General features: G+C 65.1%; 20 protein-coding genes. 6 read left to right on the forward strand and 14 right to left on the reverse strand.

Going from position 1 to position 20,028, the window contains the following annotated elements; translation table 11 throughout:
- Positions 1 to 203: 203 nt before the first annotated feature.
- The 6 genes from H5V43_RS02825 to H5V43_RS02850 all read right to left on the reverse strand — a co-directional run bounded on the left by H5V43_RS02825 (position 204) and on the right by H5V43_RS02850 (position 6,180).
- Positions 204 to 2,990, reverse strand: coding sequence for a TonB-dependent receptor plug domain-containing protein (locus tag H5V43_RS02825; protein ID WP_193666754.1), 2,787 nt, complete (start codon positions 2,988 to 2,990; stop codon positions 204 to 206).
- A gap of 185 nt (positions 2,991 to 3,175) precedes the next feature.
- Positions 3,176 to 3,940, reverse strand: a complete 765-nt coding sequence (locus H5V43_RS02830) for a metallophosphoesterase family protein (RefSeq protein WP_025549404.1) — start codon at positions 3,938 to 3,940, stop codon at positions 3,176 to 3,178.
- A 43-nt stretch (positions 3,941 to 3,983) separates the two neighbouring features.
- Positions 3,984 to 4,538 (reverse strand): dCTP deaminase, encoded by a 555-nt coding sequence (gene dcd / locus H5V43_RS02835; protein WP_025549403.1) that lies wholly within the window; start codon positions 4,536 to 4,538, stop codon positions 3,984 to 3,986.
- Between the two features lie 6 nt (positions 4,539 to 4,544).
- On the reverse strand, positions 4,545 to 5,003 hold the full coding sequence (locus tag H5V43_RS02840; RefSeq protein ID WP_025549402.1) for a cytidine deaminase: 459 nt from the start codon (positions 5,001 to 5,003) through the stop codon (positions 4,545 to 4,547).
- Complete coding sequence (locus H5V43_RS02845) at positions 5,000 to 5,665, reverse strand: glycoside hydrolase family 25 protein (protein WP_025549401.1); 666 nt, start codon at positions 5,663 to 5,665, stop codon at positions 5,000 to 5,002. Before H5V43_RS02845 ends, H5V43_RS02840 begins: the two co-directional genes overlap by 4 nt.
- 32 nt (positions 5,666 to 5,697) lie before the next feature.
- Positions 5,698 to 6,180: a UPF0262 family protein gene (locus H5V43_RS02850; RefSeq protein ID WP_025549400.1), complete on the reverse strand. Its 483-nt coding sequence runs from the start codon at positions 6,178 to 6,180 to the stop codon at positions 5,698 to 5,700.
- Positions 6,181 to 6,302: 122 nt separating this feature from the next.
- Here H5V43_RS02850 and H5V43_RS02855 point away from each other — a divergent pair, with 122 nt between their 5' ends.
- A complete protein-coding gene (locus H5V43_RS02855; RefSeq protein ID WP_025549399.1) occupies positions 6,303 to 7,784 on the forward strand; it encodes a replicative DNA helicase in 1,482 nt (493 codons plus the stop codon).
- Positions 7,785 to 7,888: 104 nt separating this feature from the next.
- Here the strand turns inward: H5V43_RS02855 and H5V43_RS02860 are convergent, their stop codons facing one another.
- From H5V43_RS02860 to H5V43_RS02895, 8 genes are all read right to left on the reverse strand, one after another.
- Positions 7,889 to 8,284 carry an MAPEG family protein gene (locus H5V43_RS02860; RefSeq protein WP_025549398.1) on the reverse strand — a complete coding sequence of 132 codons (396 nt, stop codon included), beginning with the start codon at positions 8,282 to 8,284 and terminating at the stop codon, positions 7,889 to 7,891.
- Between the two features lie 204 nt (positions 8,285 to 8,488).
- The gene (locus H5V43_RS02865) at positions 8,489 to 9,280 is read right to left on the reverse strand and encodes a phosphoadenylyl-sulfate reductase (protein ID WP_025549397.1); all 792 of its coding nucleotides are present in this window, start codon (positions 9,278 to 9,280) and stop codon (positions 8,489 to 8,491) included.
- Complete coding sequence (locus H5V43_RS02870) at positions 9,273 to 9,713, reverse strand: DUF934 domain-containing protein (protein ID WP_025549396.1); 441 nt, start codon at positions 9,711 to 9,713, stop codon at positions 9,273 to 9,275. The genes H5V43_RS02865 and H5V43_RS02870 overlap by 8 nt, the downstream gene beginning before the upstream one ends.
- Positions 9,706 to 11,337, reverse strand: coding sequence for a nitrite/sulfite reductase (locus tag H5V43_RS02875; RefSeq protein ID WP_025549395.1), 1,632 nt, complete (start codon positions 11,335 to 11,337; stop codon positions 9,706 to 9,708). The genes H5V43_RS02870 and H5V43_RS02875 overlap by 8 nt, the downstream gene beginning before the upstream one ends.
- A gap of 3 nt (positions 11,338 to 11,340) precedes the next feature.
- Positions 11,341 to 11,637, reverse strand: coding sequence for a DUF2849 domain-containing protein (locus tag H5V43_RS02880; protein ID WP_025549394.1), 297 nt, complete (start codon positions 11,635 to 11,637; stop codon positions 11,341 to 11,343).
- On the reverse strand, positions 11,634 to 12,422 hold the full coding sequence (gene cobA, locus H5V43_RS02885) for a uroporphyrinogen-III C-methyltransferase (RefSeq protein WP_025549393.1): 789 nt from the start codon (positions 12,420 to 12,422) through the stop codon (positions 11,634 to 11,636). The genes H5V43_RS02880 and cobA overlap by 4 nt, the downstream gene beginning before the upstream one ends.
- Before the next feature lie 127 nt (positions 12,423 to 12,549).
- Complete coding sequence (gene astD, locus H5V43_RS02890; RefSeq protein WP_025549392.1) at positions 12,550 to 13,983, reverse strand: succinylglutamate-semialdehyde dehydrogenase; 1,434 nt, start codon at positions 13,981 to 13,983, stop codon at positions 12,550 to 12,552.
- 145 nt (positions 13,984 to 14,128) lie between these two features.
- Entirely contained in the window at positions 14,129 to 15,523 is a 1,395-nt protein-coding gene (locus H5V43_RS02895; protein WP_025549391.1) for a protein adenylyltransferase SelO, read from the reverse strand.
- Positions 15,524 to 15,563: 40 nt separating this feature from the next.
- Between H5V43_RS02895 and H5V43_RS02900 the strand changes: the two genes are divergently transcribed.
- The 5 genes from H5V43_RS02900 to H5V43_RS02920 all read left to right on the forward strand — a co-directional run bounded on the left by H5V43_RS02900 (position 15,564) and on the right by H5V43_RS02920 (position 20,025).
- Positions 15,564 to 16,433, forward strand: a complete 870-nt coding sequence (locus H5V43_RS02900; RefSeq protein WP_025549390.1) for an alpha/beta fold hydrolase — start codon at positions 15,564 to 15,566, stop codon at positions 16,431 to 16,433.
- A 15-nt stretch (positions 16,434 to 16,448) separates the two neighbouring features.
- Complete coding sequence (locus tag H5V43_RS02905; protein ID WP_025549389.1) at positions 16,449 to 17,600, forward strand: glycosyltransferase family 4 protein; 1,152 nt, start codon at positions 16,449 to 16,451, stop codon at positions 17,598 to 17,600.
- 94 nt (positions 17,601 to 17,694) lie between these two features.
- A complete protein-coding gene (locus tag H5V43_RS02910) occupies positions 17,695 to 19,098 on the forward strand; it encodes an NAD(P)H-dependent flavin oxidoreductase (RefSeq protein ID WP_025549388.1) in 1,404 nt (467 codons plus the stop codon).
- A complete protein-coding gene (locus H5V43_RS02915; RefSeq protein WP_025549387.1) occupies positions 19,098 to 19,310 on the forward strand; it encodes a DUF2093 domain-containing protein in 213 nt (70 codons plus the stop codon). Before H5V43_RS02910 ends, H5V43_RS02915 begins: the two co-directional genes overlap by 1 nt.
- A gap of 559 nt (positions 19,311 to 19,869) precedes the next feature.
- Entirely contained in the window at positions 19,870 to 20,025 is a 156-nt protein-coding gene (locus tag H5V43_RS02920) for a hypothetical protein (RefSeq protein WP_193666755.1), read from the forward strand.
- Positions 20,026 to 20,028 lie beyond the last annotated feature (3 nt).

Genomic DNA, 20,028 nt, shown 5'->3' on the forward strand with positions numbered 1-20,028 from the left:
GTCGTAGCTGGGTGAGGGGGTCGCGATCCAGGGGATCGCGCGGGCAGCAGGCCCGCTTTCCCCCTTACCAATCAACCCAGCCCCCTTCTTCGCCAAGGTTTCCTGTCCTTCTTCCTCAAGGGAGGAGGAAGGTCTTAAAAGGGCCAAAGCCGGCCCCAATAGCACCGCAAGAACAGGCTAACGCATCCCCATGGCCGCTTCGCTCAAAACTCGAAATTCAACCGCCCATAATAAAATCCGCCGCTGGTCCCATAGGGCGAATATTGGTTGTAAAGGGAAAAGCCGTTGCCCTGTAGCAAAGTGGGCAGCTTGTCGGGATAGCTGTTGAACAGATTGTTCGCCCCGGCCGTCAGTTTGATGCCCTTGCGCAGTTCCATCCCCAGTTCCAGGTCGAAGATGACCTTGGGATCGATTTCCGCATCCAGGGAAGGCGTGGTCGGATGGACCATCGTCACCTTGCCGTAGCGCGTTGCGCGCAGGTTCAGGCTGGCAGGCCCCTTGGTCCAGAGGATGTTGGCGATGAACTTGTCGCGCGGCGTGCCCTTGGTGAAGTCGCCCTGTTTCGACCGGCCGATCAGCACCAGCTGGGAATCGGCCAGTACCGGCGGTACGGCATCGACATGGGTGAAGACGGTCTTGTTGAAATTGGCCGACAGGCTGAACAGCGCATTGCCCCAGTCGCCCAGGCCCGCCCGCCAGGTGCTGACCACGTCCAGCCCCCGCGTCCGGGTGTCGGCGGCGTTGGAGAAGTAGAAGCCGCCCGCCGAGGATGTGATGCCCGCCGCCGCCAGCACGCTGCGCACGAGCGGGCCTTGCAGGGTTTCGGACAGCAGGATGCGGTCCCTGATCTTGATCTGATAGGCGTCGACCGTGATGTTGAGGCGCGGTGTCGGCGTGAGGACGATGCCGGCCGAAAGGTTTCTGGACTTTTCCGGCTTCAGCGCCGTAGCGCCAAGCGCGACGGCCGCGGCGGAATCGACCGGCAGTGCGGATACGGGCAGCAACACGCCGCCGACATTGATCGTGCTGGCGGAGGAATAATGCTGCTGTTGCAGGGTCGGCGCGCGGAAGCCGGTGCTGGCCGTGCCGCGCAGCGCCAGGCCGCGCACCGGCTCGATCCGCACCGACGCCTTGCCGGTGTCGGTGGTGCCGAAGTCGGAATAATCCTCATGCCGCCCGGCCAGCGCGACCTCGAACCCCTCCACGACCTGCTGTTCCAGGTTCAGATAGGCGCTCCAATTGTCGCGGCTCCATTTCCCGGCGGAGGAGAGGGGAAAACCCGTCACCCCCTGCGACCCGGATGTCCGCAGCACACCGGCATTGGGGCCGGTGGTCGACCGGTATCCGCCGTCGATATAGGAAACGGGGTCGCCCGCACCGATGGCATAGCCGTTCCAGCGATATTCCGCGCCCAGCGCCACCAGCAACGGTTCGGCCAGCCCTACATCGACCGTCTTCTGAAGGTCGAGATTGGTGGTCCACTCCTTCGACGTGACGGCGCCGATATACATGTCGGTCGGGCTGGCCGGACCGAGCGAGGCGTTGATGACCGAGCTTTCCCGATATTTCACCCAGTTGCGGGAAAAGCTGCTGGACAGATCGTAATGGAATGTGTCGGACAGGTCGCCGCGCAGCCCCGCCGCGGTCTGGAAGTCCTCGTCATAGATGTGGAGATGCGGGCTGTAGCCATTGGGGAACAGTTCGGGGATGTTGTTCGGCGCGTCGGGGAAGCGATAGGTCAGCCAGGCGTCGCTATGCCGGCGCGACGCCGTGCCGAACAGGTAAAGTTCGACCTGATCGCTCACCGGCAGCGACAGGTCATAGGCGAAGTTGATGCCCGACACCTGCGGCTGCCCGCCCCGGTTTACGTCGCGATCGACGGTCGCCTCACGCGGGTCGAGCGCACCCGTGGCCGATGAATAGAGCTGGCCCACCCGCGCATAGAACTGGCCCGGATTGGGCGCGCTGCGATAGGTGCGGCCCTGAAGGAAGACGTCCAGCGTGAAATGGACATGGCCACCGTCCCCGATGCCGAAGCCCTTGCTGATCTGGAACCGGCCCTGTTCGCCGCTGCCGTCCGCCGTGGCCCCGCCCAGGAAGGACGCGCTGCCGCTGGCATCGTTCTTCAGCAGGATGTTGACCACGCCTGCGATCGCGTCGGACCCATATTGCGCCGACGCCCCGTCGCGCAGCACCTCGATCCGCTCGATGGCGGAGGAGGGGATAAGGTCCAGGTCGGGCGGCGACTGGCCGTTCTGGGTCGTGCCGTTGATGAACAGGGTCGCCGTATTGTGGCGCCGCTTGCCGTTCACCAGCACCAGCAACTGGTCGCCCGCAAGGCCGCGCAGCGACAGCGTCTTGACGGCGAAGCTGGCGCCCGCGCCGCTGTTCGACACGTTGATCGACGGCACCAGCGTGCCCAGCAGGTCGCGCACCGATTGCTTGCCGCTCGCCTCCAGGTCCCTGGCGCTCAGCACGTCGATGGGCGCCAGGCTTTCCGCGACGGTGCGCGTGGTCTGGCGGGTTCCCGTGACGATGATCGGGGCCGAGGCATCGTCCCCATCGGCGGGCGCCATGGCGACCGGGGCCGCCGACGCCCCCGCCACGCCGACCTGCGCAAGCTGGACCGCCAGCGGACTGCGATGGGCGACGGTGCGGTTGGCCGGCACGGCGAGGGCGATGACGCCGACGCCCGCTTCGCTATGCTTGAGCGCGGTTCCGGCCAGCAGCCGTTCCAGCGCGTCTTCGGTCGACAGCCAGCCCTGCACGCGCCGGCTGCGGATCGATGCGACCTCGTCATAGGGGAAGAGGATGCGCACGCCCGACTGGGTCGAAAGCTGGCGCAGGGCGCTGCTCAGCGGCTGCGGGGCGATGTCGAACTTGTGCCGCTGCGACAGGGTGGCGTCCATTTTCGAGGATGCCATCAGCTCCGTGGGCAAAACAAGGCATGTGGCGAGGGCGAACCCCGCCAGTGCATGGCGAATGCGCATCGATTGTTCCCCTGTTGCAGACGGCTTTTGCCGTTCCGACATCTTCCAACGAAGAAAAGGTCCCGACCCGCCATCCATTCCGGAGCGGCGGACAGGAACGATCGGATGCGACCGATAAAGGATCGGGAAATCAGCGGGAAATGAGATTATCTTATCATAATATTACAAATGGCGCTCAGCCCGGATCAGGCGCTGGTCTGCAGAAACCAGCGCCGGTCCTTTTCCAACCCGATCGCGGTCAATCGGCCGCTGCGGAAAGCGCCGGTGTCGATGCCGATCCTGTTGGGCTGCACATCCACATCCTCGCTGATGCTGTGCCCGTGGACGATCATCTTGCCGAAATGTCGCCCATGGTTCAGGAAATCGCCCCTGATCCACCGCAGATCGGCAGGAATCTGGGCATCAAGCGCGACGCGAGGCCGCACCCCCGCATGGACGAAGAGATAGTCGCCAAGCGGCAGCATATCGGCAAAGTCGTCCAGGAAATCGACATGATCGCGGGGGACATGGGCCAGCATCCACTGCGCCATCGCCTCGTCGCTCATGAGCGCGCTGTCCTCCGCCCCCAGGCCGTAGCTGGCCAGCGTCTCCACCCCCCCATATCGGCGGAAGAGGCGCGCCGCCTGCGCCTTTCCGCGGGCGGCTGCAATGAACATCTCCTCATGATTGCCCTTGAGGAAGCGGATGTCGCCGGTCGAGCGCGCCAGGCCCATCGCCCGTTCCACCACCTGCCGCGACTGCGGGCCCCGGTCGACCAGATCGCCCAGCAGGATCAGCAGCCGGGGCAGGGGATCGCGCTCCGCCTCGTCCAGAGCGATCCGGTCCAGCAATTGGGCGAAAAGGTCGTCGCGGCCGTGAATGTCGCCTATGGCATAGACGCGCCTGTCACCCCCCACGCTGGGGGAAGGCGCATCGTCCCGCGCCTTCCGCCTGCGGAACGGCATCAGCATGGCGGGCTTGCCTCACACATCATGCCGCCACTGTCGCACAGCGTTACAGGCGCGGCAATGTGACGCCCTGCTGCCCCATATATTTGCCCGCGCGGTCGGCATAGCTGGTCTCGCACGGCTCGTTGCCCTTAAGGAACAGGAACTGGCACGCGCCCTCATTGGCGTAGATCTTGGCGGGCAGCGGCGTGGTGTTGGAAAATTCCAGCGTCACATGCCCTTCCCAGCCCGGCTCCAGCGGCGTCACGTTCACGATGATGCCGCAACGCGCATAGGTGGACTTGCCAAGGCAGATCACCAGCACGTCGCGGGGCACCCGGAAATATTCGACCGTCCGCGCCAGCGCGAAGCTGTTGGGCGGGATGATGCAGACGTCGGTCTTGCGGTCGACGAAGCTGTTGGCGGCGAAATCCTTGGGGTCGACCACGGCGCTGTCGACATTGGTGAAGATCTTGAACTCGTCCGCCACCCGCGCGTCATAGCCGTAGGAGGAGAGGCCATAGCTGATGCAGCCGTCGCGCCGCTGGCTTTCCACGAACGGCTCGATCATGCCGCTGGTCTGGGCCTGTTCGCGAATCCACTTATCCGACAATATCGACATGGCTGTTCAGCTCTTTCTGGGGGTGATGCCCAAATCGGCAGGGCCGAAGGCATGGGGCAGGAGTTCAGCGACGCGATGTTCGGCCAGCGCGTCTCCTTCCGGCGCCGCGCAGTAAATGGCAAGCGTGCGCCCGGCCATCTGCTCGGCTTCGTTCATGATCTGGCGGCACCGGCCGCAGGGGGTGACGATGGCGTCTCCCGATACGGAGCCGTCCGGCCCGATGGCGCCGCCCACGACCGCGATCGCTTCCACATCGGCAAGGCGGCCCTGCGCGTTGGCCGCCGCCAGCGCCACCGTTTCGGCGCAGAGCGACAGGCCGTAGCTCGCATTCTCGAAATTGCAGCCGGTCACGATCTGCCCGTCGGTCAGCCGCACCGCCGCGCCCACGGCGAAGCGGCTATAGGGCGCGTGCGCATGGCGCATCGCCGTCCGCGCCGCCCCGATCAGCTTTTCCGTCGCATTCATCGCGCCATCACATCCCATCGCACCGGTCCGTCGATGCCGTCGATATGCCGCATATCATTGGCTGTCCACATCACCCATTTGCGCTTCTCGCGATCGGGCGCGAAGAAATTGCGGTCCAGCCATAAGGTCCGGTTGATCCCCGATGCAATGGCATATTGCGCATCGAAATCGTCGCTGACGTTGAGCAGGACCGGCGTGCCCGCATGACTCTCGATCAGGTTGATCAGCGTATTCAGTTCCGACAGCACCGCGTCCTGCCCCGGCCGCGCCCGGCAGCCCGGCTCGAACGCCAGCCTGATCACCGGCGGCAGCGCGGCATTGTCCCGCGGAACCATGGTCATGAAGCCTGTCGCCTGTTCCGAAGCCCTGGCGCACAGGCTGAAATCCAGCGCCGCGCCATAGCGCAGCCCCGCCGCCCGCGCGCCTGCCCAATTCGCCTCGAAGGCCGGATCGCGCAAGCGCCCGCCGCGCGAGGCGCGGATATAGGCGAAATCCGCCCCCTGCGCCGCCAGCGTGCCCCAGTCGATGGAGCCATTGTCCGACGATACCGACACGCCCTGGGTCGGAAACGCCTCCCGATCCGGCGCCCATTCGCGCGCATAGAGCCATCCGCCCAGGGCCATCAGACCCAAGACGGCAAGAAACAAGCAAAAACGGGCCATGAAATGGCCGGCACTGATGATACGGATGCCCCTTACCCCTTGATGTGCAGGACGCAGATCAGCGTGAACAGGCGACGGGCCGTATCGAAATCGACCTTGATCTTGCCGTCCAGCCGCTCGATCAGCGTCTCGGCGGCGGCATTGTGGATGCCCCGGCGTGCCATGTCCACCGTTTCGATCTGCTGTGGCGATGCGTTGCTGATCGCCTGGTAATAGCTGTCGCAGATCGCGAAATAGTCCCGGATCGGGCGGCGGAACCGGCCCAGGCTCAGGATGATCGCCTCCAGCGGATCGCCATTTTCCCGACGTATTTCTATGACCAGCCGACCTTCCTCGACACGCAGGTGCACCTTGTAGGGGCCGGCATAGCCGTCCTCATGGCTGCGCTGCGGCTCGAAATAATTGTCCTCCAGCAGGTCGAAGATGGCGATGCGCCGTTCCTGCTCCACATCGGCATTGCGCCAGAGGATCGTCCGCTCGTCGAGCGTGATATCGATGATGCGCGGATCGGCCATGGACGCTATGGTCAGTGCGGCGACACGCGCCGAAAAGCAAGGGGGACTCTTGTCCACAGCTTTTCCGAATGCTTTCAACGTTCCGCCTTGCAAGGGCGGTTGCTCGGCGCGATGAGGGGACAATGGTCGAACTCGTGCAAATCACCCCCGCCGCAGAAGCCGGCATCACCGAACTCCCCCGCAATGTGGAGGCGGAGGCCGCCCTGCTGGGCGCGCTGATGATCGACAACCGCATTGCCGAGGATGTGCAGCTCAAGCTCAAGCCGGAGCATTTCTTCGAGCCCCTGCACGGCCGCATCTACGAATCCGTGATGAAGCTGGTCGAGCGCGACATGGTCGCCAACCCGGTGACGCTGAAGCCGATGCTGGAGCAGGACCCGGCGCTCAAGGAACTGGGCGGCGTCGGCTATCTGGCGCAACTGACAGGCAATGGCGCGGCGCTGCTGGGCGCCCGCGACTTCGCCACGCAGATCTACGACCTTGCCTTGCTGCGACAGCTTGTCCATGTCGGCCGCGAACTCGTTGAAAACGCTCTGGATACCAGCGAGGACGTAAACCCCCGCGAACAGATCGAGCAGGCCGAGGTCGCGCTTTACAAGGTGTCGGAGGGGGAGGGGGAGACCGGGTCGGTCAAGAGCTTCGCCACGGCCACCACCATGGCGGTCCAGATCGCGGAGCGCGCGCTCAACAGCGGCGGGCATGTTTCGGGCATCACCACGGGCATCAACAGCCTGAACGAAAAGATCGGCGGCATGCACAATTCGGACCTCATGATCCTCGCGGGTCGTCCGGGCATGGGCAAGACGTCGCTGGCGACCAACATCGCCTATAATGCCGCCTCGCGCTGGCTGCGCGACAATGCCGACGGCATTCCGCCGGAAAAGAATATGGGCGCGAAGACCGCTTTCTTCAGCCTGGAAATGTCCGCCGACCAGCTCGCCACCCGCGTTCTGGCCGAACAGTCGGGCATCAGCGGCGAAGCGCTGCGCATGGGCAAGATCAGCCGCGCCGATTTCCAGAACCTCTCCCGTGCGGCGCGGGAATTGCAGGAACTGCCGCTGTTCATCGACGACACGCCGGGCCTGACCATCGCCGCGCTGCGCACCCGCGCCCGCCGGTTGAAGCGGCGGCATGACATTGGTTTCGTCGTGGTCGACTATCTCCAACTGCTCCAGGGCACCGGAAAGGGCGACAATCGCGTCAACGAGATTTCGGAAATTTCCCGTGGTCTGAAGACCCTGGCGAAGGAACTTAACTGCCCGGTTCTGGCCTTGTCCCAGCTCAGCCGCGCCGTCGAACAGCGCGAGGACAAGCGGCCCCAGCTATCGGACCTTCGTGAATCGGGCTCCATCGAACAGGACGCGGACATGGTCTGGTTCGTCTTCCGCGAGGATTATTATGTCGCCGCGAAGGAGCCGGGGAACAAGGAAAGCCCCGAACATCTGGAATGGGCGCAGGAAATGGAGCGCATCTACGGCCTGGCCGAGGTGATCGTGGCCAAGCAGCGCCATGGTTCGACCGGGCGCATCCGCATGAAGTTCGACGCGAAGATCACCCGCTTCTCCGACCTGGCGGAGGGCAGCTATCTGGAGGATTACGAATAGAACCAGGGGCCTTTCACAAGCCGCAGCGTGCTAAAAATATGTGAGCGCCGGAAGTTCGGAAAACCGCCATTTGCAGCCTGCCATTGGCTGCATCCCCACACATCCTAGCCCGAAACAAAAGCCTGGAACACCAGCGCCAGCCCCACCAGGCTGACGAGATAGGCAATGGTCCGCACCATGGGAATGCCCATGCCGTACAGCGGCAGGTAAACCGCCCGCGCCCCCAGCCAGAGCCACCCGCCAAGGGCTGTCGTTCCGCTGGTTTTCCCCGCGATCACCACGCCCAGAAGCACGATGATCGCGATCGGATAGGTTTCGAGGAAATTCGCCTGCGCCCGCACCAGCCGCCCGCCGACGGGATCGAGCGGCGGCAATTCCTCATCCCGCGCGCCCATGTTCCATTTGGTGCCATATTGCCGCGTCTTGATATGCGCCGCCGCGAAGATGTGGACCAGCAGCAGCACGCAACTCCACGCCAATATCTTCAGCTCGACGGCCATATCTCGTCCTCCGCTCAGTCTGTCATGACCGCCGACCATATCGCGCCCGCATGGTCCGCGCCATAAGTCTCGATTGCCGCAGGCGGCGGATTGGCTGCTGGCGCCCATCATCGGGGCCATAGGCCCTCTTTTCGCAACGGGAGGATTCGGAAGAGCGCAATATTCCCACGAGTCGGGATATTCTCGACGCAACCGCCTTTTCGGTCAGAACACCGGCTGGTTGGCCGGATCGTCCGGATCGGCCGCGGGGGAGGGGATCGGCGTCACCGGCGAGTGAATGCCGCACTCGACCTTGTCCCACCCGCGCCAGCGCCCGGCGCGGGGATCTTCGCCCGGCAGCACCTTGGACGTGCACGGTTCGCAACCGATGGACAGATAGCCCTGCGCCTCCAGCGGATGGCGCGGCAGCTTCTCCGCCTCGAACCAGGCCTCCAGATCGTCCTTCGTCCAGTCGCCCAGCGGGTTGATCTTCAGCCGGCCGTCCTCGACCTCGAAACGGGGCAGGTTCTGGCGCGTCACCGACTGGAACGCCTTGCGTCCGGAAATCCACGCATCCAGTCCATCCTTGGCGCGGTTCATCGGCTCGACCTTGCGGATTTCGCAGCAGCCGTCGGGATCGTAGGACCAGCGCAGCCCAGTCTCGTCCTTCTTCGCCAGCACCTCCGCATCGGGCACGACCGCCCGGCTGTCGGTAAAGCCCAGCGTGCTGATCAGCGTTTCGCGATAATCCAGCGTCTCGCGGAACATCTTGAGCGTGTCGACGAAGATCACCGGCACGGTCCTGTCCGCCTTGGCCACCAGCGACAGCAGCACCGCGCTTTCCGTACCGAAGGAGGAGACGACGGCGACATTGCCCGCCAGCCCCTCGGCAAAGACGGTCTTGAGCATCGACAGCGTGTCGACGCCCTCGAAGCGCGCGTTGAGCGCATCCGCATCCGCCTGGGTAAAGGCGGGGCGGGCGTCGATTACGTCGAGCTGGCGGGCAGGTTCAGCCATTTACAGTCTCCGGGTGCCGTTTCGCCCAGATGGGGCGGCGGCCATCGATCGTCTTCTGATAGACGTCGTCACAACGATGGAGCGCGCGCTCCACGGCGGCATCGTCCAGCGCCTTGTCGGGCCGGAAGCTGTCGAAGCCGCAGCGGCGCATCGCGACGATCTGGTCCACCAGCACATCGCCCACGGCGCGCAGTTCGCCCTGATAGCCGGCCTCGCGCAATATCCGCGCCGCCGAATAGCCGCGTCCGTCGCCGAAAGCCGGGAAGTTCACCTCCACCAGCGACAGCCTGTCCAGATGGGGCAGCAACTCGCGAGCATCCTCGCCCGCTTCGATCCGGACGGCGGTCGAATTGGACTGGCCGGTGAAGGATTCGACCGTGACCGCCGGTTCCTGGCCGGTTTCGCCTTCGCGGAAGGACAGGAACTCAACCATAGATCGCCTCCTTGAAGGGCTTCATGCCAAGACGGCGATAGGTGTCGAGGAAGCGTTCGCCCTCCTCCCGCTGTTCGAGATAGAGGTTGGTGACCTTCTCGATCGCGTCGACCACGCCGTCCTCCGAAAAGCCGGGGCCGGTGATCTGTCCGACGCTCGCATCCTCCGCGCCCGACCCGCCGAGCGAAAGCTGGAAATTCTCCACGCCCTTCCGGTCCACGCCCAGCACGCCGATATGGCCGGCATGATGATGGCCGCAGGCATTGATGCAGCCGGAAATCTTGACCTTCAGCTCGCCCAGTTCCTTCTGCCGGTCCGCCGCGGCGAACCGTTCCGACAGCTTCTGCGCCAGCGGGATGGAGCGGGCATTGGCGAGGCTGCAATAATCCAGGCCCGGACAGGCGATGATGTCGGTGATCAGGTCCAGATTGGCCTCGGCAAGGCCAGCCTCGTCCAGCTTCTGCCAGATGGCGTGGAGGTCCGCCTTCTTCACATGCGGCAGGACCAGGTTCTGCGCATGGGTGACGCGCAACTCGTCGAGCGAATATTGTTCGGCCAGGTCCGCAACCAGCGCGATCTGCTCCGCCGAGGCATCGCCCGGAATGCCGCCGCGCGGCTTCAGGCTGATGTTGACGATGGCATAGCCCGGCTGCTTGTGCGCCGCGACCTGACGGTCCACCCAAAGGGCGAAGGCCGGATCGCTGCGGTCGATGCTGTCCTCCAGGCCCGTTTCATAGGCGGGGCCGGCGAAATAGGCGCGGATGCGGTCCAGTTCCTCGGTCGGCGGGTTGAGGCCCAGCGTCCGCATATGGGCGAACTCCTCCTCGACCTGCCGCTTATATTCCTCGACGCCCAGTTCATGGACCAGGATCTTGATCCGCGCCTTGTACTTGTTGTCGCGCCGGCCATAGCGATTATAGACGCGCAGGCACGCCTCCAGATAAGAGACGATCTCATCTTCGGGCACGAAGTCCCTGATAAGCGGCGCAACCATGGGCGTGCGACCCATGCCGCCGCCGGCATAGACTTCCGCGCCTGTCCGGCCGTCGCGCGACACCAGCTTCAGGCCGATGTCGTGCAGGCGCATGGCGGAACGGTCATCCTCGCTCGCGATCACCGCGATCTTGAACTTGCGCGGCAGATAGGTGAATTCGGGATGGAAGGTCGACCATTGGCGCAACAGTTCCGCCCAGGGACGCGGGTCGGCCACTTCGTCCGCCGAAACCCCGGCATATTGGTCGGACGAGATATTGCGGATGCAATTGCCGCTGGTCTGGATGGCATGCATCTCGACCGTCGCCAGTTCGGCAAGGATGTCCGGCGCATCGGCCAGCTTGATCCAGTTATATTGCAGGTTCTGGCGCGTCGTGAAGTGGCCATAGCCCCTGTCGTATTTCGCCGCGATCTCGCCCAGCTTGCGCATCTGCCGGCCGCTCAGCGTGCCATAGGGAATGGCGACGCGCAGCATATAGGCGTGCAACTGGAGATAGAGGCCGTTCATCAGCCGCAGCGGCTTGAACTGGTCCTCCGTCAGTTGCCCGGCCAGACGGCGCTGGGTCTGGTCGCGAAACTCCTCGACGCGGGCGTCGACGATGGACTGGTCGTAGCTGTCGTAACGATACATGGTTCAGATCACCCAGTTGCCGGCATCGGCGTCATTCGGTTTCAGCGTCAGGTCGGGGCGCACCGTCGGCCCCAGGGCGCGGATGCGGTCCTTGATATGCGCGGGGCGCACGCCTTCTTCGGTCACGGTCGCATCGATCACATAGGCGCCCACGACCCGCAACGCGGCTTCCTCCGCCCGGGCCAGATCCTCGCCCTTGTCGCCCACGTCGACGGAATCGCCGACCTGCCGCGACCAGCCGTCGCCCGCCCACCAGATCACGTCCCCGGTGCCGAGGTCATTGCCGGTCAAAATCTTCACTTGTCAGTCTCCGCCCCAAATGTCTCCTGCGCGGCCCAGCCGGCCAGCACATCCTGCGCCAGCGCATAGGCCGCAACCTCCCCGACCACAATCAGGGCAGGGCTTTTCACCTTCTCCCGCGCGACCATCTCGCCCAGATCGGCAAGCAGGGTGCGCAGCGTCCGCATGTCGGCGCGCGTGCCGTTTTCCAGCACGGCCACGGGAATGGCCGGCGACACGCCGTCGGCCATCAGCTTGTCGGCAATGTCCGTCGCCGTCGCCACGCCCATATAGATGACGAGCGTGCGTCCCGCGCCCGCCAGCCCGGACCAGTCCTGATCGGTCAGCCCCTTGCATTGCCCGGCCACGAAGCTGACCGCGCTTGCCGCATCGCGATGGGTGAGGGGAAGTTGCGCCTGCGCGGCGCAGCCGATGGCGGCGCTGATCCCCGGCACGACCTCCACCGGCACCCCGGCGGCGCGGCAGGCTTCCATTTCTTCGCCGCCACGGCCGAAGATGAAGGGATCGCCGCCCTTCAGCCGCACGACCCTGCGCCCGGCGAGCGCCAGTTCGACCAGCAGGGCATTGATCCCGTCCTGCGGCACCGAATGACGGCTGCGCTGCTTGGCGACAGAGATCAGTTCGGCCCGTGGGGAGGCGAGCGCCAGGATCTCGCCGGAAACCAGCCCATCATGCACGATCACCTCGGCCTCGCCGATCAGCCGCGCGGCGCGCAGCGTCAGGAGTTCCGGGTCGCCCGGACCGGCGCCGACAAGGGTGACAGTGGCAATGGGAGTTTCAGCCATGTTGGGCAGATGGCGAAAACAGCCCGCGGTTTCAATTCAGAATGCGTTGGCCAGGGCGAAGGAAAATTTGGGGAGGATCGATTTGATCCTGTCGCCCCGTCGCTCTGCTGCCAGACCACCCGGCCGCTCAATCGCCCATCAGGCTGGTATCGACGTCCTTCAGACCAATGCCGATGGATGCGCGCGGCTGCTCGATCTCCACCGACACGACCGGATAGGCGCAATAATCGGCCGCATAATAGGCGCTGGGCCTATGATTGCCGGAAATGCCCACCCCGCCAAAGGGCGCGGAGGAGGATGCCCCATTGGTCGGCCGGTTCCAGTTGACGATGCCCGCCCGGATATTGGCCCAGAACTGGTTATATTGTTCCGGCGATCCCCCGATCAGCGCGGCGGAAAGGCCATAGCGCGTATTGTTCGCTTCCCGGATCGCGGATTCGAAATCCGGCACCCGGACAACCTGCAACAGGGGGCCGAACAGCTCGACGTCGGGCCGCTCCGCCATGGCGGTCACGTCGATGATCGCCGGCGTCACGAAGGGCAGCCCCTTGGTCGTGCGGACCATGTGCTTGATGGGCTTGCCGCCGTTGCTCATCAGATAGAGGAAGCTTTCCGTCAGATGATCCGCCGCCTGATTGTCGATCACCGGCCCCATGAAAGGCGCGGGGTCCGCATGGGGATGGTCGACGATCAGCCGGTCCGCCAGCCTCTTGACCTCTCCGACCAGCGTGTCGGCCAGCTCCTCCCTGACGATCAGCCGGCTCGCGGCCGTGCAGCGCTGCCCGCTCGACAGGAAGGCCGACTGGACGATCAGCGTCGCGGCGCTGGCGATGTCGGCCGTATCCCAGGCGACGATCGGGTTGTTCCCGCCCATTTCCAGCGCCAGTATCTTGCCGGGATTGGCCGCGAACTGCCGGTTGATCGCGATGCCCGTCTGCGCCGACCCGGTGAAGAGAATGCCCCCCACATCGGGATGGGCGGCCAGCGCCTTGCCCTCGTCGGGTCCGCCCAGCACCAGCCGGACGGCATCCTCCGGCACGCCCGCCTCATGGTAGAAACGCACCAGCATCTCGCCCACGGCCGGCGTCTTTTCCGACGGCTTGAAGACGACGGCATTGCCGGCCAGCAGCGCGGGAACGATATGCCCATTGGGCAGATGCGCCGGGAAATTATACGGCCCCAGCACCGCCATGACGCCATGCGGCTTGTGCCGCACGGACTGACGCGCGCCCATCGCCGCTTCAAGCCGTCTCTGCCCGGTGCGTTCGGAAAAGGCGGCGACGGAAATGTCGACCTTGTTCATCACCGCCGTCACTTCGGTCCGCGCATCCCACAGGGGCTTGCCGGTTTCGCGGGCGATCAGGTCGGCCAGCGCCTCCTCATTGGCGCGCACGACATTGACGAAGCGGCGCAGCGTTTCGATGCGATAGGCGATGGGCTGGGCGGCCCATTTCGGCCAGGCGGCACAGGCGCGGGCGACCTCCGCCTCCACGTCGCTGGCAGTCCCCTGCCACAAAAGAGCACCAGTGGCGGGTTCGAACGAAGTCAGCGTGGCGGACATGGCACCGATATGGAGGATAATGGGGCGTTAGGGAAGGGGCGGCAAACCGCTCCCTCCTCCCTCGGGGAGGGGGAAGCGGGCGTGGCGAGCGGAAGGGCAAGCCGACGTAACGGAAAGCCCGTCCGCCCCGCCAGCGGAGGAGAATTCAGGGCACATCAGGGGCACCGCCCAATGCGTCGCCCATGCGCCGGATCGCCGCCACCTTCGCATGCAGCGGCGTCCAGTCGTCCCGCTCGGCAATCCCGCTCCAGATCGCCTCCACCTCATCGATATGCATGGAGCAGGGCGCCGTATCGGCCCAATAGGCATGATCCTGGGGCCCGCTCGCCTCGAACCCGGCAATGGCCTCGCGAAATCCCGCCCATTCCTCCCCGGCATAAGGCGCGCCGTCGCGAGGATCGCCGCCGCGCCAGTCCTGGAAGAAGCGATCGATCGGCCTTTGCGTCGCGATCATGCCGCGCACCGCCGCTTCGATCATGGTGGAGGCGTCGTCCGTCGGCGCCACCCCCAACCGCCAGCAGAAGCGCCGCGCCATCGCCTCGGCATAGAGCGCCGGAAAGCGCTCCAGCTGCTCGATCAGCGGTTCGGCCTCCACCAGGGGACGCAGCGACACGGCGAGCTGCGCCACGTCCCAGTGGATCGCTTCCGCCTGCCGTCCGAAGGCATAGAGCCCGGCATGGTCGAAATAGGCGGCGGTGAACCCCGCTTCCCAAAGCGGCGTGAACCGCCAGGGCCCATAGTCGAAGCTCTCGCCCGTCACATTGATGTTGTCGCTGTTGAGCACGCCATGGACGAAGCCCGCCACCATGTAGCTCGCGGCCAGATCGGCCGTGCGCTCCACGACCCGGCCCAGCAGTTGCGCGGGAGGATTGTCGCCCGGCGCCTCGCCGTAGAGCTTCGTCAGCGCATAGTCGACGAGCCGCTCCAGCAGCGCCTTGTCGTCGAAATAGGCCGCCCGCTGGAAAGACCCGATGCGGATATGCGAGTGGCTGAGCCGCACCATCACCGCCGCGCGGGTGGGGGAAGGTTCGTCGTTGCGCTCCAGCGCCTCGCCCGTCTCGATGATGGAAAAGGTCCTGGAGGTGTTGACGCCCAGCGCCTCGAGCATCTCCGTCGCCAATATCTCCCGCACGCCGCCCTTCAGCGTCAGCCTGCCGTCCCCGAAGCGGCTGTAGGGCGTCCGGCCGGAACCCTTGGTGCCCAGGTCGAGCAACCGGCCGGCCCCGTCCCGAAGCTGCGCGAACAGGAAACCGCGGCCGTCCCCGATGTCGGGATTGTACACGCGGAACTGATGCCCATGATAGCGCAGCGCCAGTGGCTGGGGCAGCGATCCCTCCAGCGGCTGGAACCGGCCGAAATGCGCCAGCCATTCCTCATCGCTCAGGTCGCTCAGGCCCACGGCTTTCGCCCAGCGGTCATTGCGGAAACGCAGGATGGTCCGGGGAAAGTCGGCCGCCGCGACGGGATCGGCAAAATCGGGCTGCAGCACGGCGATTTCGTTCGCGGGGCTGAATTTGGCGGGTTGCAGGGCAGGGCGCATGCGGCGATATGGGGGATGCAGGGTGGAAGGATCAAGCAGCTTGAGCAGCTATAGCGACGGATACTGGTGGTCCCCCGATGGGCTGAGGCTCCATTATCGCGATTATGCTGGCGGCGAAGATGGCCGCCCTCCCTTGCTCTGCCTGCCGGGCCTGACCCGCAACGCCCGCGATTTCGAACCGCTGGCGGCGCGCCTCGCCGGGCCATGGCGCCTCATCTGTCCCGACTTGCGCGGCCGCGCCGAAAGCGCGCAGGCGAAGGACCCGATGACCTATGTCCCGCTCACCTATCTGCAGGACATCAGCCGCCTGCTGGCGGATCTGGCCATCACCCGCTTCGTCGCCATCGGCACGTCGCTGGGCGGCATCATCACCATGCTGATCGCGGCGACCCATCGCGAATGGCTGGCCGGAGCGCTGCTCAACGATGTCGGACCGACGCTGGAGGAGGCGGGGCTGGCGCGCATCCGCACCTATGTCGGCATCGGCCAGTCGCATCCAAGCTGGGTGCACGCCGCCCGCGCGCTGGAGGAATCCAACGGCGACGTCTATCCCGGCTATGGCCTCGACCAATGGCTGGCCATGGCCAAGCGCCTCTACCGCCTCAACAGCGCGGGGCGCGTCGTGCTCGACTATGACATGCGCATAGCGGAGCCGCTGCGGGTCGCGGGCAGCGAGGCGAGCGTCGACATGTGGCCGGTCATGCAGGCCTTTCGCGGAATTCCGACGCTGGTGCTGCGCGGCGAGCGCTCCGACCTGCTCTCCGCGGCCACCGCCGCCCGCATGGTGGAGGACATCGGTCCCGGCGCGGAGTGCGCGGTCATCTCCAATGTCGGTCACGCCCCCGTTCTCGACGAGCCTGAATCCGTCGCCGCCATCGACCGGCTGCTGGCGCGGGTCCTGAATGGCTGAAGCGGCTTGAGCGGCATGGAGCGTTTCGCCGCGGGCCGGCCTCGGCAGATCGACGGGCCGCCCCGGCTGCTGCATGTCCACGGCAGCTTCTCGCTTGGCGGGAAGGAGGCGCGGGCCGTGCGCCTGATGAACCTTTGGGGCGACCGCGCCCGTCACAGCATCGTCAGCGCCGCGCCCCAATTGATGAGCGCGCGGGACGCCATCGACCCCGCCACGCCGGTCGATTTCCCCCAGCCTCCTCCACTCGCCGGCAGGCCGGGCCTCGGGCGTTTCCGGGCGATTGCGGCCTTCCTGTCGGACTACGACCTCATCCTCAGCTATAATTGGGGCGCGATGGATGCGGTGATGGCGCGGCGCATCCATGGCGGTCCGCCGCTGATCCATCATGAGGACGGCTTCAACGCGGATGAGGCGGGCGGCCTCAAGCCGCAGCGCAACCTCTATCGCCGCCTGGCGCTTCAGCGCGCCCATGCGCTGGTCGTCCCGTCCGTCCGGCTCGACGGCATCGCCCGCGAGGTGTGGCGTCAGCCGCCGCGAAAGGTCCACCTGATCCGCAACGGCATAGACACGGCGCGCTATGCCCTGCCGCCTGTGCCGGATGCCATTCCAGCCCTCGACCGCACGGCCGGCAAGCTGCTGGTGGGGACGGTGGCGGGCCTGCGCCCGGTCAAGAACATCCGCCGCCTCGTCCGCGCCGTCGCGCCGCATCGCGACCGGCTGCAACTGGTGGTGGTGGGGGAGGGGCCGGAACGCGACGCCATAGCGGCGGAAGCCAGGGACCACGGACTGGCCGACATCTGCATGGCCGGATTCCTGCCGGAACCGTGGCGCTTCATGGGCCTGTTCGACATCTTCGCTTTGTCTTCCGACAGCGAGCAGTTCCCGATCTCGCTGGTGGAAGCGATGGCGGCGGGCCTGCCCGTCGCATCGACCGATGTGGGGGACGTCGCTGCCATGGTCGCGCCCGAAAACCGGCCGTTCGTCGTCCCGGACGAAGCAGCCCTGTCCTCGGCGCTGGGCGCGCTCGCCGGCGATCCCGGTCTGCGGCAAAGGCTTGGCGAGGCGAACCGCCAACGCGCCTGCCGCGATTTCACCGAAGCCGCCATGGTGGACGCCTATGCCGGCCTTTACGGTCAGGCACTATCCAGCCCCCATATTTTGCGGTAGGGCGCGCCCAAATATTCGTCATCCGACCGTAAAGCTGCTATAGGGCGGCGTTCAGGTGGTCGGGGGCCACGGGATTTTTGCGCGGGAGATTGCGTTGTTCAAGGGGTTGAAGCCCATCGTTTACGGCGGCCGGGAAGTCTGGCCATTGGTCGAAGGCGGCAAGGGGGTAGCCGTTTCCAACCATGCCAGTTCCGGCGCCTGGGCGGCGGCCGGCGGCATCGGCACGGTGTCGGCGGTCAATGCGGACAGCTATGACAGCTTCGGCAACGTCATTCCCCAGATCTATCATGGCCGCACCCGCCGCGACCGCCATGAGGAACTGATCGCCTATGCGATAGACGGCGCGGTCGAACAGGTGAAGCGGGCCTTCGAAATCGCCGGTGGCAAGGGGGCGATCAACATCAACGTGCTCTGGGAAATGGGCGGTGCGCAGCGCGTCCTCCACGGTGTCCTGGAAAAGACGAAGGGAATGGTCGCGGGCGTGACCTGCGGCGCGGGCATGCCCTACAAGCTGTCGGAGATCGCCGCCTCCTACGGCGTCAACTATCTGCCCATCGTCAGTTCCGGCCGCGCCTTCCGCGCCCTGTGGAAGCGCGCCTATTCCAAGGCATCGGAATGGCTGGCGGCGGTGGTCTATGAGGACCCGTGGCTGGCGGGCGGCCATAACGGCCTGTCCAATGCCGAAGATCCCAAGGTGCCGCAGGACCCCTATCCCCGCGTCCGCGACCTGCGCGCCACCATGCGGGAGGGGGGCATTTCCGACGATGTGCCCATCGTCATGGCAGGCGGCGTCTGGGCGCTCAAGGACTGGAACGACTGGATCGACAATCCGGAACTGGGCGCGATCATGTTCCAGTTCGGCACCCGTCCGCTGCTGACGCAGGAAAGCCCGATCCCGCAGGCGTGGAAGGAACGGCTGATGCAGCTGGAGCCGGGCGACGTGCTGCTCCACCGCTTCTCGCCGACCGGCTTCTACAGTTCGGCCGTCCGCAATCCCTTCCTGCGCTCCCTGGAAGCCCGATCGGAACGGCAGATTCCGTTCAGCACCGAACAGGCCGGCGACCATACGCATCAGCTCGACGCCGGCGTGAAGGGCAAGAATTTCTGGGTGACGCGCGGCGACCTTCTGCGCGCCCGCGAATGGGTGGGGCAGGGCTTCACCTCCGCGCTCAAGACGCCGGACAATACGCTCGTCTTCGTGACGGAGGAGGAAAAGGCCGAAATCCGCAAGGACCAGACCGATTGCATGGGCTGCCTCAGCCAGTGCGCCTTTTCAAGCTGGATGGACAGCGAGACCAATTCGACCGGCCGCCTGGCCGATCCGCGCAGCTTCTGCATCCAGAAATCGCTGCAGGAGGCCGTTCATGGCGGCGACCTCGACAAGAATCTGCTCTTCGCGGGCCATGGCGCCTACAAGTTCAAGCAGGACCCCTTCTATTCGAACGGGTTCGTGCCGACCGTGAAGCAACTTGTCGACCGCATCCTGACCGGCGACTGATGGCGGACATTCAGGGATTGGCGGTGCTGCACTACGACACGCCGCATTTTGAGGTCATGCGTCCGGGACAGTTCGTCCTTTGCGCGGTTTCCGGCGCGCGCATCGATCTGGAAGACCTCAAATATTGGAGCGCTGAGTTTCAGGAGGCCTATAAGGGACCGGAGGAGGCGACCCGTTCCTTCCTGAACCATCGCGGCGCGGATTTTCGGTAAAGGTCTGAATTCAGGCGAATTGCTGGAATTTTATCGGGACCGGCCACGCCCGGGCCTTTTTGCACGGCGGCGGTTCAAGCCTCTGCTTTTTCCATCCGGCGCTTTTATGTCTCCGCCTGCCGCACTTATCCTATTCCTTTGTCCCCGCTGATGGTTTATCCTTCATGAACGAAGCGACGGAGATCGCTCGACCGAGGAAGGATGTAAGCGATGTCGCGGATCGACATTTTTGGTGATCGCCTCTGTGTTGTGACGAGCCTGCTGATCGTGGGCTGGTTCCTTTATAATGTGGCGTTCTGACGGGCGTCCCACCTCGTTCCGGACGGCTCGCTTCCACCCGCAGGACGGTTCCGCGTCCCCCATATCGTGAAACCTGTGGTCTCGCCGTCTTAAGCAAAGCTTTCTTCCATCTCTCTACAAATTGAGTAGATATATTGCCGAGCGCAACGCTCCGCGGCTTTTGAAGGATGTCAGCTTGCTCCGCGTCACCAACGGCTAAAGCGCACGGTACTGAAGCGACGACGCAAGGTTTCGTGTTCCTCCTCGACAGGAGAAGACGATGACCCAGAATGCCACTCGTGCCCGCCGGCAACGCCGTTTCGGCTCCAGCCCGCAAATCCACATCCCCCATTCCTCCTGGACACGTCCCGAACGCGGGTCCGAAACCGCGACGCCGGTCAAACCCGACGAGTTCTGGAGCCGCCTGGGGCTTTAAACC

Origin of the sequence: Sphingobium fuliginis (assembly GCF_015074805.1) — a bacterium.
Classification (GTDB): domain Bacteria; phylum Pseudomonadota; class Alphaproteobacteria; order Sphingomonadales; family Sphingomonadaceae; genus Sphingobium; species Sphingobium fuliginis.

What these genes read in the sequence shown, in the direction of transcription:
- H5V43_RS02825 (WP_193666754.1), bottom strand. Translation starts at nt 2,990, where the DNA reads ATGCGCATTCGCCATGCACTGGCGGGGTTCGCCCTCGCCACATGCCTT.
- H5V43_RS02830 (WP_025549404.1), bottom strand. Translation starts at nt 3,940, where the DNA reads ATGCTGATGCCGTTCCGCAGGCGGAAGGCGCGGGACGATGCGCCTTCC.
- dcd (WP_025549403.1), bottom strand. Translation starts at nt 4,538, where the DNA reads ATGTCGATATTGTCGGATAAGTGGATTCGCGAACAGGCCCAGACCAGC.
- H5V43_RS02840 (WP_025549402.1), bottom strand. Translation starts at nt 5,003, where the DNA reads ATGAATGCGACGGAAAAGCTGATCGGGGCGGCGCGGACGGCGATGCGC.
- H5V43_RS02845 (WP_025549401.1), bottom strand. Translation starts at nt 5,665, where the DNA reads ATGGCCCGTTTTTGCTTGTTTCTTGCCGTCTTGGGTCTGATGGCCCTG.
- H5V43_RS02850 (WP_025549400.1), bottom strand. Translation starts at nt 6,180, where the DNA reads ATGGCCGATCCGCGCATCATCGATATCACGCTCGACGAGCGGACGATC.
- H5V43_RS02855 (WP_025549399.1), top strand. Translation starts at nt 6,303, where the DNA reads ATGGTCGAACTCGTGCAAATCACCCCCGCCGCAGAAGCCGGCATCACC.
- H5V43_RS02860 (WP_025549398.1), bottom strand. Translation starts at nt 8,284, where the DNA reads ATGGCCGTCGAGCTGAAGATATTGGCGTGGAGTTGCGTGCTGCTGCTG.
- H5V43_RS02865 (WP_025549397.1), bottom strand. Translation starts at nt 9,280, where the DNA reads ATGGCTGAACCTGCCCGCCAGCTCGACGTAATCGACGCCCGCCCCGCC.
- H5V43_RS02870 (WP_025549396.1), bottom strand. Translation starts at nt 9,713, where the DNA reads ATGGTTGAGTTCCTGTCCTTCCGCGAAGGCGAAACCGGCCAGGAACCG.
- H5V43_RS02875 (WP_025549395.1), bottom strand. Translation starts at nt 11,337, where the DNA reads ATGTATCGTTACGACAGCTACGACCAGTCCATCGTCGACGCCCGCGTC.
- cobA (WP_025549393.1), bottom strand. Translation starts at nt 12,422, where the DNA reads ATGGCTGAAACTCCCATTGCCACTGTCACCCTTGTCGGCGCCGGTCCG.
- astD (WP_025549392.1), bottom strand. Translation starts at nt 13,983, where the DNA reads ATGTCCGCCACGCTGACTTCGTTCGAACCCGCCACTGGTGCTCTTTTG.
- H5V43_RS02895 (WP_025549391.1), bottom strand. Translation starts at nt 15,523, where the DNA reads ATGCGCCCTGCCCTGCAACCCGCCAAATTCAGCCCCGCGAACGAAATC.
- H5V43_RS02905 (WP_025549389.1), top strand. Translation starts at nt 16,449, where the DNA reads ATGGAGCGTTTCGCCGCGGGCCGGCCTCGGCAGATCGACGGGCCGCCC.
- H5V43_RS02915 (WP_025549387.1), top strand. Translation starts at nt 19,098, where the DNA reads ATGGCGGACATTCAGGGATTGGCGGTGCTGCACTACGACACGCCGCAT.
- H5V43_RS02920 (WP_193666755.1), top strand. Translation starts at nt 19,870, where the DNA reads ATGACCCAGAATGCCACTCGTGCCCGCCGGCAACGCCGTTTCGGCTCC.